13 protein-coding genes are annotated in these 11,286 nt (G+C 39.0%); 7 read left to right on the plus strand and 6 right to left on the minus strand.

The features are described from left to right. Nucleotides 1-94 precede the first annotated feature (94 nt). Nucleotides 95-796 carry a LytR/AlgR family response regulator transcription factor gene (locus CHU92_RS11335; RefSeq protein ID WP_094415647.1) on the plus strand — a complete coding sequence of 234 codons (702 nt, stop codon included), beginning with the start codon at nt 95-97 and terminating at the stop codon, nt 794-796. Here the strand turns inward: CHU92_RS11335 and priA are convergent. Beyond that, nucleotides 793-3,240, minus strand: a complete 2,448-nt coding sequence (gene priA / locus CHU92_RS11340; RefSeq protein WP_094415649.1) for a replication restart helicase PriA — start codon at nt 3,238-3,240, stop codon at nt 793-795. The genes CHU92_RS11335 and priA overlap by 4 nt on opposite strands. A gap of 85 nt (nt 3,241-3,325) precedes the next feature. On the opposite strand from priA, the gene CHU92_RS11345 reads away from it, so the two are divergent. After that, entirely contained in the window at nt 3,326-3,952 is a 627-nt protein-coding gene (locus CHU92_RS11345) for a TetR/AcrR family transcriptional regulator (protein ID WP_094415651.1), read from the plus strand. Between the two features lie 6 nt (nt 3,953-3,958). Here the strand turns inward: CHU92_RS11345 and CHU92_RS11350 are convergent, their stop codons facing one another. The 3 genes from CHU92_RS11350 to CHU92_RS11355 are packed head-to-tail and all read right to left on the minus strand — an operon-like array spanning nt 3,959 to nt 5,580. Further along, nucleotides 3,959-4,660 (minus strand): ImmA/IrrE family metallo-endopeptidase, encoded by a 702-nt coding sequence (locus tag CHU92_RS11350; RefSeq protein ID WP_094415653.1) that lies wholly within the window; start codon nt 4,658-4,660, stop codon nt 3,959-3,961. Further along, a complete protein-coding gene (locus CHU92_RS15595) occupies nt 4,563-4,916 on the minus strand; it encodes a hypothetical protein (protein ID WP_129583073.1) in 354 nt (117 codons plus the stop codon). Before CHU92_RS15595 ends, CHU92_RS11350 begins: the two co-directional genes overlap by 98 nt. Further along, nucleotides 4,903-5,580 carry an RNA polymerase sigma factor gene (locus tag CHU92_RS11355; RefSeq protein ID WP_094415655.1) on the minus strand — a complete coding sequence of 226 codons (678 nt, stop codon included), beginning with the start codon at nt 5,578-5,580 and terminating at the stop codon, nt 4,903-4,905. The genes CHU92_RS15595 and CHU92_RS11355 overlap by 14 nt, the downstream gene beginning before the upstream one ends. Before the next feature lie 129 nt (nt 5,581-5,709). Here CHU92_RS11355 and CHU92_RS11360 point away from each other — a divergent pair, with 129 nt between their 5' ends. The 5 genes from CHU92_RS11360 (at nt 5,710) to CHU92_RS11375 (ending at nt 9,535) form a co-directional block, all read left to right on the plus strand. Further along, on the plus strand, nt 5,710-6,198 hold the full coding sequence (locus CHU92_RS11360) for a multiubiquitin domain-containing protein (RefSeq protein ID WP_094415656.1): 489 nt from the start codon (nt 5,710-5,712) through the stop codon (nt 6,196-6,198). Continuing rightward, nucleotides 6,173-6,640: a DUF6791 domain-containing protein gene (locus CHU92_RS16135; RefSeq protein ID WP_243389597.1), complete on the plus strand. Its 468-nt coding sequence runs from the start codon at nt 6,173-6,175 to the stop codon at nt 6,638-6,640. The genes CHU92_RS11360 and CHU92_RS16135 overlap by 26 nt, the downstream gene beginning before the upstream one ends. Further along, on the plus strand, nt 6,618-7,373 hold the full coding sequence (locus CHU92_RS16140) for a ThiF family adenylyltransferase (protein ID WP_243389598.1): 756 nt from the start codon (nt 6,618-6,620) through the stop codon (nt 7,371-7,373). Before CHU92_RS16135 ends, CHU92_RS16140 begins: the two co-directional genes overlap by 23 nt. After that, a complete protein-coding gene (locus tag CHU92_RS11370) occupies nt 7,354-7,710 on the plus strand; it encodes a DUF6527 family protein (RefSeq protein ID WP_094415658.1) in 357 nt (118 codons plus the stop codon). Before CHU92_RS16140 ends, CHU92_RS11370 begins: the two co-directional genes overlap by 20 nt. Before the next feature lie 112 nt (nt 7,711-7,822). After that, entirely contained in the window at nt 7,823-9,535 is a 1,713-nt protein-coding gene (locus tag CHU92_RS11375) for an HsdM family class I SAM-dependent methyltransferase (protein WP_094415660.1), read from the plus strand. Here the strand turns inward: CHU92_RS11375 and CHU92_RS11380 are convergent. Continuing rightward, nucleotides 9,522-10,640, minus strand: coding sequence for a hypothetical protein (locus tag CHU92_RS11380; RefSeq protein WP_094415662.1), 1,119 nt, complete (start codon nt 10,638-10,640; stop codon nt 9,522-9,524). The two genes, CHU92_RS11375 and CHU92_RS11380, sit on opposite strands and share 14 nt — an antisense overlap. Continuing rightward, nucleotides 10,637-10,876 carry a helix-turn-helix domain-containing protein gene (locus CHU92_RS11385; RefSeq protein WP_094415664.1) on the minus strand — a complete coding sequence of 80 codons (240 nt, stop codon included), beginning with the start codon at nt 10,874-10,876 and terminating at the stop codon, nt 10,637-10,639. Before CHU92_RS11385 ends, CHU92_RS11380 begins: the two co-directional genes overlap by 4 nt. Nucleotides 10,877-11,286 lie beyond the last annotated feature (410 nt).

Raw genomic sequence — 11,286 nt, forward strand, 5'->3', positions numbered from 1 at the left:
TATTGATTTTTAATCAATTATATTTTTTGTCGTGTACTAAAATATTTGTAAACATCCATTCAATTATTGCCAAATACACTAACCCTGACTGAAAATGAAACTTAACTGTGTGGTTGTTGACGACAGCACTATCCAGAGAATCACCTTAGCCAAACTGGTTTATGAGCATCCCGACCTCAACTTAGTTGGGGATTTTTCTAATGCGTCTGAAACACGCAATTGCATCCTGAACAAGCAGGTAGACCTGCTATTCCTGGATATTGAGATGCCTGTCCAAAGCGGTTTTGACCTGCTTGACGGGCTCAAGGCTCGGCCTCACATAATTTTTGTTTCGGCCAAATCGGACTATGCCCTGAAAGCGTTTGACTATGCTGCTGTTGACTACCTGCACAAGCCGCTGACCAAAGACCGGTTTAACAAAGCTGTACAAAAAGCCCTCGATTTATACCAGCTTAAAAAAGACGGGCCTGAAGATGACGGGGAATTTATCTTTGTTAAAAGCAACCTCAAAAACCTTAAGGTATTCATCTCGAAAATCAACTGGATTGAAGCGTATGGCGATTATGTAAAAATTATTACAGAGGATGAAAACCACCTGGTACTCAGCACCATGAAATCCTTTGAAAGTGAATTACCAAAGGGGCGTTTCCTGCGTGTGCACAAATCCTTCATTATCAACATCGGTAAAATACTGCGCTTCAACAGTAAATTTGCCGAGATTGGCAATACTAAAATACCGCTTAGCCGCAACAAAAAAGAAGAACTGGCCAGGGCGCTAGATAAACCCGGGACTTAATACGGATCAGCATTTACCGATACTTTAACCGACTTGTACTGCGGAATGGTATCAAAGCTGTGCAGAATTTTTTGTATGGCGGCTTTAGTGCCGGCCAGGGTGCTTCCCTGGGGTATCTTAACCATTATAGTGCGTATGTACTCGTTGCGTATCCTGCTTATGGCCGGCTCTTCGGGACCCAGTACAGGTACATTTAATTGCTGGGACAGCACATTGTACAGCCACATGGCCCCGTCCTTCAGCTTCTCATAATCACGGTGCTTCAGCGTAAGGCGCACCAGCCTGTAATACGGCGGATATTTGTAGATATGCCTTTCATACAGCTGCTCGCGGAACATGCCATCATAATCATTCTCAGTAACCTGCCGGATGATATTGTGCTGCGGGTTATAGGTTTGTATCATAACCCTGCCCCGTGCGCCTTTGCGCCCTGCCCTGCCTGCTACCTGCACCATCATTTGGTACGCGCGTTCAAAGGCACGGAAATCCGGCTGGTACAGCATATTGTCGGCATTAAGGATTCCTACCAGGCTTACATTATCAAAATGCAGCCCTTTAGCCAGCATCTGGGTTCCTACGAGTATATCTATTTCCCGGTTTTTGAAGGAATCAATAATTTTCTCGTAGCCAAATTTGCCGCGCGTGGTGTCCTGGTCCATACGCCAGGGGTTACTGTCCGGAAATAGCTCTTTCAGCTCCATTTCTATCTGCTCTGTACCGAAGCCTCTGGTATCTAAATCTGCCGAATGGCATTGGTGGCAATGTGAAGGCTTCGCTATGTAGTAACTGCAATAGTGGCATCGCAACTGGTTTTTGTATTTATAGTAGGTGAGGCTTACATCACACTGTGGGCATTGCGGTACATGCCCGCACGTGAGGCATTCTATCCATGGCGAAAAGCCACGTCGGTTCTGGAATAGGATTACCTGTTTGCCCCGGGCAAGTGTGTCAGATATGGCTTCTACGAGCTCATCACTAAAATGGCCGGCCATGCGTTTGCGCCGGTATTTGTCTTTAAGGTCAACCAATATAATTTCAGGCGGGATTATATTGCCGTAACGCTCCCTTAGTTCTACATAGCCGTATTTGCCGCTGTTCACGTTAAAGTAGGTTTCGATACTTGGCGTTGCCGAACCCAGCAATACTTTCGCTCCAAAATAATTTGCCAGTACAATAGCAGCATCACGGGCGTGGTAGCGCGGAGCCGGGTCCTGCTGCTTGAAGTTTTGCTCGTGCTCTTCATCTATTACAACAAGCCCCAGGTCCTGGAACGGCAGGAACAGCGCTGACCGTGCGCCTATAACAATTTTTGCCTTTTCGGACTTCTGTAATACCTGCTGCCACACCTCTATCCGTTCATTATTAGTGTACTTTGAGTGGTAAACGGCTACCTGGTTGCCATAAAAAGCAGTAAGGCGGGCTACAAGCTGTGTGGTTAGGGCAATTTCGGGCAGCAGGTAAAGCACTTGCTCCCCCCTGCTGATATATTCTTCTATAAGTTTGGTATAAATTTCAGTTTTCCCGCTCGAAGTAATCCCGTGTAGCAGTGTTACCGCATTTTTTTCAAGCCTTTCCCTAACCAGCATCAAAGCTTCCTCCTGTTTTTCGCTAAGGGTGAAGCCTGAATCTTCAGCCCCCTGAAAAACTACCCGGTCCTGCTCAAGATAGTATTCTTCAAAAACCTCTTTCTCTATAAGCGATTTTATCACGGCTGCGCTTACACCCGAATCAGTAAGTTTTTTGACGGAAACAGGCTTTTTCTCCCGTGCCAGTATCTGGAAATATTGCAATACGGCTTCACGCTGTTTTTTGGCACGCGACAGTATTTCGAGCAGTCCGTTGAGCTGCTCCTGCTCTATGAACTCTGGCTGGAGCCGGATGTACCGCACCCGTCTGGGCTTGTACTTCTCACGAATTTCTTCCTGCAGGGAAACAATATTATTTTTTATAAGCCTGTTTATTACCGGCAATATTTTTTTCCTGTTCAGGATAGACGTCACCTCCTGTACCTTTAAAGCGCTCTGTTGCTGGAGGGCCTGGTATACAAGATATTCTTCATCGGAAAGCTCGCCTGCGGAGGGATAATAATCTCTCCGGGCCATAATCATGGTTTCGCTTTCCAGGAGGTAACCTGAGGGCACTGCACTTTTAAATACTTCGCCAATACTACACATGTAATAGGAAGCTATCCATTTCCAGTGCCGCAACTGGTTTGTGGTAACAACGGGTTCTTCATCAAGTATCTGGTGTATCTCCTTTGCCTGGTAGAGTTGTGGCGGGTTCTGGTGCTTTTCGGTCACTATGCCTGTGTATAATTTGCCTTTCCCAAAAGGGACTGCTACCCGCATACCAATACCAATATAATGGTACTCAGCTTCACTGACAGCATATGTAAATGACTTTGGAAGGGCGAGCGGAAGGACTGCTTCAATAAAATAAGGCATAGGCAAATATAAAAGATTTAAAGTTTTTAATAAAAAATGAACGTTGTTCAAAAAAAATTATATTTTTGCATGGTATTGATGTTTTATGACTACAGCAACGCGAAAATTACGGGAAAAAGAAGAACTGCGACAGCTGATTTTACAAAGCGCCAAAAAGCTCTTTGTTGAAAAAGGTATTGAAAATACAACTATCAGGAATATTGCTGATGCTACAGATTACAGTGTTGGCACCGTATATGTATATTTTAAAGATAAAAATGCCATACTTCATGACCTGCATACTATCGGGTTTAGTGAACTGGGCGGCTATTTTCTTGAAATTAGCCCTGTTGATGACCCTTTGGAAAGGTTAAAACAAATGGGCCGGATTTATTTAAAATTTGCTGTTGAAAATCCAGACATGTATGACTTGATGTTCAACATTAAAGAGCCATTGAAGCATCTGGCCGAAAAAGAAAACGATGGCTGTGAAGCGTGGGATGAAGGCATAGGTACCTTTAACATACTGAAATCTACGGTTAAAGACTGTATTGATAAAGGATATTTTTCCGGACATGAAGAAGAGCCGCTATCCTTTATGATTTGGGGAGTAGTCCATGGTATGTGTACCCTTGAAATAAGAAAACGTACCAAAGGCCTTAAATTTAATCGTCCTGAAACAATCTTAACTGACGGTTATAAAGAATTTTTGAAAATGCTCGATAAGGTATAAAATTTTTTATTTAGTACACGACAAAAAACATAATTGATTAAAAATCAATAAAATAAGTTCNTTAGCAACATTGTCTTTTGAAATAACAGCAAATATTTCGTGTGTTCCCACTTCTCCAAATCGAATAAGAGTTGATAATACGCTTGTTTGAAAGCTATTTGAAAGTCCAAGAATTGTATCAAACGAAAACTTTTTGTTTTCTGTTAGTTTTTTGTGTTCTGCGGAAAAGTTTTTGAATTTGTCTTTAGGCATTAGTAAACAACTCGCAAAAAAATCTGCTTCTAATTCTATTGCCGATTTGTGGTTGATGTTATGAAACGAAGCGTGTGGTTCAAGCAAACCGTATTTTAAACCTAAGCGATGTTCGTCCAAGAAAAAATGTCCAAGTTCGTGAGCAAGTGTAAATCGTCCTCGTTTAGAATTTTGCTTGTTTCCGTTGTCAATGTTTATGTGAATATGAAAATCCTTGTTGTCTGTATCATACAGCAACATTCCGTCAAAAGCGTCTTCGTAATTGTCATAATGAATTGGAACACTCTCAAACTTAGCAATCTCGTCAAGTAAAGTAAGATTCTTGTCTGAAAACTCACTGGCAATATATTCTGCCAACTTACTTATTTGTGTTTTCCGACCCGTTTGAATCATCTTTTGGTTTGCTTTGATTTTTCTTGATTTTGTCCATAATGTGTTTAGGCAAACTATTACCATTGCGTGCCGCCATACGATATGGATTGATTTCTTCCTGCTTAATATCAGTAGGCATTTTCACGATTTTATTTTCTCTGAAAGTACCGTTAATGATTTTATCAGGGTCAATCTCTTTCCCTGTTAAGCCGAAATCTTCCTCACTATACAATTTTTCAAACCTTTCAAGCTCAAATTCGTTCCTTGGGAAAAGGAAACCCGTAGAAGATAACCATTCGGTTATGTTCTCTGGTGTAATATGTTTTTTATTTTGAGCCATATATTTTTAAATGTGTATTAACTGCTTCAATTGCTTGCTTCTTGTAAACACGAATACTGTTTTGCGTTAGGTCAAGTTCGTCTTGTAACTTTTTCGTTAAGTGTCTTGGTAAATTATACCCTTCGTTCGTCAATGATTCATAATGCTTGTATGTAAGGTAAATCACCTTGTGTTTTGGTGTAAGCCTTGACAAAGCTCCATTTAACAACTCGTACATTCTTTTTAACTCTGCTTTACGGACTTTATCATCGCTCAACGTTTCTATATCGGGCAAATCACGAATTATTTCTTCGTCACCTGTAAATGGATTTGGTTCTTCTGTTTCGCTTTTTTTGTAATCAGCTAAAAGTCGTTTAGCAATACCAAAAAGGTAAAATTTGATAGCTTTATGGTAATCTTTTTGCTTTGATTTTGAAAGGTCAAATTTTGGGTACTTCCAAATACGGTTAAAAGCCTCATAAGCTAATTCAGTTGCGACCTGTTTGTCATATCCCCAATTTTTACAAATGGGTGTAAGTTTCTTTAGAAGCTCTAATTGATAACGGAAAGTAAACACCCTAAATGCTTCCTTAGCTATTTCCGCATAGTCAGGCTCGTCCTTCCATTGGATATATTCCAAGAGGCTCTCCGTTGCTTCGTTATTTAAGTCCTGACTATTGTTCATTTTTTACTGCTACACATTAACTACCAAAAACCGTTAGTAATGGTTTTAGTAGTGTAATTGAGGTCTGTTACACAAAGATAATTTTGTAACGGTTTTAGTAGATAGGTTGAACAAATAAATTTTTAAACAATGTCAGAAAACAAAGACAAAAATCCAAAAGGTGAACACGGAAGCCGTGTTTTAGAGCTTACCATAAATGGTAAGAAGTACGAATGGAATCAGCAATACATTACTGGTGCTGAAATCCGAAATTTAGGACACATCGCAAAAGAGGAAGAAATTTTTCTTGCGGTTAAAAAGCCGTGGGAAGATGAACCGATTCCCGATGATAAGCAAGTCAATCTTGCTCGTCCTGAAATTGAACACTTCTATTCAAAAGCGAAAGAAGTAATCATTTTGGTAAACGGTACACCGCACAAATGGACTAAAGAAAAAATTAGCTTCAAAGAAGTAATTGTTCTTGCATTTGGGCAGTACATAGACAAGCCGACAATGGTTTACACCGTAGCTTACGAAGATGGCCCAAGACAAAACCCCGAAGGGTCAATGTTTGCGGGTCAGGAAGTTTTTGTTAAACATAAAATGATATTCAATGCCTCAGCAACTGATAAATCTTAACCCTGACTTAAATCGCCTGCAAGAAGAAGGCTACGACATAGAGGTAAAAGGCGGACACTTGGTTGTCCGCCAAATACCTTATGCTACGCCTACAAAAAATATAGCGTTTGGAACTTTGATTTGTGTACTAAACTATGCAAGTCCAACAAAAATTTCTACGCCCCCAGACCATACGATTTATTTCAATGGCGAAACACCTTGCAATGCTAATGGACAACCGCTTGACGCAATAATCAATAATTACAATAGAATACAGCTAACAAGCGAACTATTGGCTACACATTATTTCTCAAGCAAACCATTGTCGGGAAATTACCCGAACTACTATGAAAAAATCAGGACTTATGCAGAAATACTAAGTATTAATGCTAAAGTCATTGACGGCACAGTAATAACAAAACCTTTTAAAAAAGTCTTAAATGAAAACAGAAGTAATGATTGATACAAACGTTTTTAAATATCCCGACACGAATTCTTCCCGTGCAGGAATTGAGTTCCTAAACCGAAAATTTGAAAATCAAAAAATCGCAATTATCGGACTGGGCGGAACAGGCTCGTATATTCTTGACCAAGTCGCAAAAACTCCCGTTAAAGAAATACATATTTTTGACGGTGATGAGTTTCAACTGCACAACGCTTTTCGTTCGCCCGGTGCTGTTTCAAGTGAAAAATTGGAAACAGAAAACGGAATAAAAAAAGTAGATTATTACTACGGAATTTATTCCAATATGCACGCAGGAATAAAAGTGCATACGAAGTATGTAACGCCTGAAAACGTAAATGAGCTAAAGGATTTCAATTATGTTTTTATTAGCATTGATAAAAACGAAGTTCGGTACAACCTTGCAAAAGCATTTTTGAAAATGGGCGTAACATTTATTGATGTCGGTATTGGCGTGAACAAAGCCGATGATTGCTTGAATGGTGCTGTTCGTGTTACGGTTGGTTCATCAAATAAAAGCGACCATTTGGATTTACGAATTGGCTCAATGGAATTTGAAGAAAATGAATATTCAAACAACATTCAAATTGCTGACTTAAATTGTCTCAACGCTATCCTTGCAGTCTTGAAGTGGAAAAAAATGAGCGGTTTCTACCAAGACGTAAAAAAAGAGCATAATAGTTTGTTTTTAATCAACACAAATAAATTGCTTAATGAAGACAATCCAGCATAAGTTTGTTGAGTATATCCCGAACAGTCCTGAACAAGACGTTCTTTATATTTCTGTTGAATATAGAACTGCTGTTCATCTGTGTGTCTGTGGTTGTGGAAACAAAGTTGTAACACCGCTTTCGCCAACTGATTGGGAACTTCGTTTTGACGGAAAAACCGTTTCACTTTCTCCGTCTATTGGTAATTGGAATTTTGAATGTAAGTCGCACTACTTCATTACCCGAAATAAGATTCGCCACGCAAGGCGTTGGGAAGATTGGGAAATTGAGGAAGGCAGAAAAGAAGATGCAGAGACTAAAAAGGACTTTTTCAAAAAGAGAAGGAAGAAAAAGAAGTAGTGAGGGGTTATGCCTATTGGCTTATGTGGCGAGGGTAAACTTTCAATTGTTGATAAAAAAGGCTTTTAAGGAGTTGATTCTTTGATGATTTTAAGTATCTTTACACCTGTCAATGGCAACCAAAGAGCAAATAAAGAACACAGGGGCGACATTTACCCCAAAAGAGCTTTCTGTTTTCTTAGCGGAAAGGATTACTTCTTATGTCAAACCTAACTATCAAAAGGTACTTGACCCTGCCTGTGGAGAAGGGGAATTACTCATTGCAATGGGCAATATACTTTCTGATTCTGCTATTGATTTTTCACTCACAGGCTATGATGCCAATGAGCAATATTTGAGCTTTGCTCAAGAAAGAACGTTGCGATTTGGTGCTGAAAATATTAAACTCATTCACGAAGATTTTTTGCAGGCTATTGATGTTTCTTCCAACCAAAGTAATTTAGGCTTGTTTCAGGAATACAATAAATCATTTGTAAATAATTCCTTTGATATTGTCATTGCCAATCCGCCTTATGTACGAACCCAAATATTAGGAACGGAACAGGCACAGGAGCTTGCCCAAAAGTTTAATTTAAAAGGAAGGGTTGATTTGTATTATCCTTTCCTGATTGCCATGACTGAAAGTCTGAAAGAAGGGGGAATACTTGGGGTAATCACTTCTAACAGGTACTTGTCAACAAAAGGCGGAGAAAGTATCCGGAAATTCTTGTCCGAGAATTATGAGATTTTGGAATTGATTGATTTGGGAGACACAAAGTTGTTTGATGCTGCTGTATTACCTGCAATTTTTATTGGGAGAAAGAAAAAACTAAAAAGCCCCTCCTCTGCAAATTTTATCAAAATATATGAGGAACTGAATGGCTATAAAGGTGATTTAATTCCTGTAGAATCCGTATATGAAGTGCTAAACAATGAACAATCTGGTTACTTTGTTGCAAACGGCAAGCGGTATAAAAAATCATCAGGTGTATTAAAATATAAAATTGCTTCCGGTGCTTGTTGGGAAATGTTATCAAATAATGAATCGGATTGGGTTTCAAAAATTGATAAGGCTTCAAAAAATCGGGTGGGAGATTTGTTTAAGGTAAAAGTAGGTATTAAATCAACTGCTGATAAAGTATTCATCAGTGATAAATGGGAAAATCTTAACGGTACAAAACCCGAAGATGAGTTGTTGAAAGAGTTGATTTCACAGGAAAATATAGAACCTTGGAACGCTACGGATAATTTCAAATTAAAAGTTCTCTATCCACATATTTCCGTTGGTGGCGAAAAGCAAACGGTTGATATAGAAAAATACCCCAAAGCGAAAAAATATTTTTTGCAACACGAAGAAAAATTAAAATCAAGAAAATATCTTATTGAAGCAGGAAGACAATGGTTTGAATTGTGGGTTCCTCACCGTCCTGACCAATGGAAATATCCAAAACTTGTTTTCCCTGATATAAGCTTTAAGCCTCGTTTTTATTTCGATAAAGGCGGAAAGATAGTCAACGGCAATTGTTACTGGATTGTAGCGGCAAAAGAGGAAGATGTAGAAAAGTTGCTGTTAATTCAGGGGATTGCTAACTCTAAATTAATGACCAAATATCACGACTTGGTATTTAATAACAAGCTATATTCCGGCAGGCGAAGATATTTTACACAATATGTAGAAAGGTATCCATTGCCCGATTTTAATTCTTCTAAAGCGAAAGAAATTATTTCAATCGTTAAAAAATTGAATCAATCAAACGATAAGACGGAAATTTCAGAATTAGAAAATCTGTTGGAAATTAAAGTTGCGGAATCGTTTGGAGTTGAACCCATTTTTAGTCTGGATTAAAAACAGATTTTCCATAATGGTTATCGAAAAAAGCCATTGGGATTGCTCGTTGACATTTATAGCTTTCAGCACTTACATAAGAAAATAATTCGCCCAACTTCTCACCCGGAGAAAGGATAATGCCCTCAATTATTTCTGTTTTAGGATTGGTTAATGCAATCAAATACCTTACATCAAAAGTTGTTAGTCTTGAATCCTCAATGACAATTTCTTCCTTTTCGGGTGAAAATTTACCCAAATCCACAGTGGGGCTGTCTTGTACTTTTACCTCTAATAATTGGTTTCTAATATCGGGAAATGCACCATATAGCAAATCGGATTCCTTTACCTCGTAGCCAAGCAATTCGAGGACTTTCTTTTCCAAAGCCTGACCTCTGTTTTTGGTTGATGCCGCATCCAGCTTAAAGCCAATTAATTTTTCAGCGACCATTTTTCTCAATAATGCAATGGAAAATAAATGCTTAATGTCCGGTTCCTCAACCATACCTGATTTTGGTGGCAGATAATCGTGTCGAATGTAATAGGAAAGTTTTTTAGAATCGGGAAAGGAGAGTATTTTATCTACACTTTCATAAATATCCCTTCTTACTTTTCCTGAAATTAAGAGTTGATGCTTAATTGTTGGTTTACCAAATTTCCCAAATCTCTGTTCTATATATTCAGGGGTGAGAATTATAACCGAAGCAATAATGTTTTTTGTTATGTCAATCCTGACAAAAACGAATCGCACATCGGTACACTTGAGACTTTCTCCAGATTCGTATTTTATCAGCAACGTTTCTGCTGCCGGAACTCTGTTCCAAACCTGCAAATTATAAGATGTTCCACTCGTTACAATGTAGGTGTCAATAAACTCTCTGGCAATTTTCGGAACGCCTTTTCCTTTTGGAGGAACAATTTCAAATTGTCCGACTTCAGCCAATTCGGGTAATGGATACTTTTCTAATACAGAAGCTATAAGTTTACGAATGTTTGAACCGTCAGTTCTTGTTTTTCCTGTTAATGTAAATGGGTTGCCAACCAACTCTGTAAAATAATGTGCTAATGTTTCTGAATCAGTCAACATTTTAACTGACTGTGGAGGAGTTTTAAAGTCTTTATTCATTCTTCAATATTTAGTAAAACGGATACTTTAATTTTCAAAGCCTTTGCAATTTTTCTAAGATTAATAACAGAGATATTTCTTTCGCCTCTTTCCACAGAACCGATATAAGTTCTGTCAAGGTCGCATGCAAAAGCTAATTTTTCTTGGGATAAATCGCCCTCTGTACGAAGTTCACGTATCCGGTTTCCTATTCGTTCTAAATAGGCTTTTTCACTTTTAGAATATACTGTACCCATTTCTATAATTTGGATACAAAGGTCTTAAATAGATGTAAATAAGTCCACGGACTATAAGTATCAATACTGAAAGGATTGGCAGAATTGGCTCTTTTGGGGTTTGTGGCGGGTGGGATTGTGGGTAGGGCAAACCCCAAATGTGCCAATGCGGGTTGGCTAAATTATTTTTTAAAATGTGCGGTAGGAAAAATTTTAAAAACCATTTGGGTCGGCTTGAGTGTCGGCAAAGTCAGGTCGGTTTGTGTCATAGAACAGCGAAATTGTCTGCCTAGTTACTGTCGTCCGAAAGTCTGTTTAGAAGTCGTCCGTCTGGTTTTCTTGATGTCAGCCCGATAGTTGTACGGTCGTCCGTTACGCTTGCACCTAACGTCCGATGGCTTTGCGTTCGGGCTTGATTATTAACCGCTAAA

The sequence above is a fragment of the Flavobacterium cyanobacteriorum genome, assembly GCF_002251835.1.
Classification (GTDB): Bacteria; Bacteroidota; Bacteroidia; order Flavobacteriales; family Flavobacteriaceae; genus Flavobacterium; species Flavobacterium cyanobacteriorum.

What these genes read in the sequence shown, in the direction of transcription:
- CHU92_RS11380 (WP_094415662.1), bottom strand. Translation starts at nt 10,640, where the DNA reads ATGAATAAAGACTTTAAAACTCCTCCACAGTCAGTTAAAATGTTGACT.
- CHU92_RS15595 (WP_129583073.1), bottom strand. Translation starts at nt 4,916, where the DNA reads ATGGCTCAAAATAAAAAACATATTACACCAGAGAACATAACCGAATGG.
- CHU92_RS11385 (WP_094415664.1), bottom strand. Translation starts at nt 10,876, where the DNA reads ATGGGTACAGTATATTCTAAAAGTGAAAAAGCCTATTTAGAACGAATA.
- CHU92_RS11355 (WP_094415655.1), bottom strand. Translation starts at nt 5,580, where the DNA reads ATGAACAATAGTCAGGACTTAAATAACGAAGCAACGGAGAGCCTCTTG.
- priA (WP_094415649.1), bottom strand. Translation starts at nt 3,240, where the DNA reads ATGCCTTATTTTATTGAAGCAGTCCTTCCGCTCGCCCTTCCAAAGTCA.
- CHU92_RS11370 (WP_094415658.1), top strand. Translation starts at nt 7,354, where the DNA reads ATGAAGACAATCCAGCATAAGTTTGTTGAGTATATCCCGAACAGTCCT.
- CHU92_RS11335 (WP_094415647.1), top strand. Translation starts at nt 95, where the DNA reads ATGAAACTTAACTGTGTGGTTGTTGACGACAGCACTATCCAGAGAATC.
- CHU92_RS16140 (WP_243389598.1), top strand. Translation starts at nt 6,618, where the DNA reads ATGAAAACAGAAGTAATGATTGATACAAACGTTTTTAAATATCCCGAC.
- CHU92_RS11360 (WP_094415656.1), top strand. Translation starts at nt 5,710, where the DNA reads ATGTCAGAAAACAAAGACAAAAATCCAAAAGGTGAACACGGAAGCCGT.
- CHU92_RS11375 (WP_094415660.1), top strand. Translation starts at nt 7,823, where the DNA reads ATGGCAACCAAAGAGCAAATAAAGAACACAGGGGCGACATTTACCCCA.
- CHU92_RS16135 (WP_243389597.1), top strand. Translation starts at nt 6,173, where the DNA reads ATGCCTCAGCAACTGATAAATCTTAACCCTGACTTAAATCGCCTGCAA.
- CHU92_RS11345 (WP_094415651.1), top strand. Translation starts at nt 3,326, where the DNA reads ATGACTACAGCAACGCGAAAATTACGGGAAAAAGAAGAACTGCGACAG.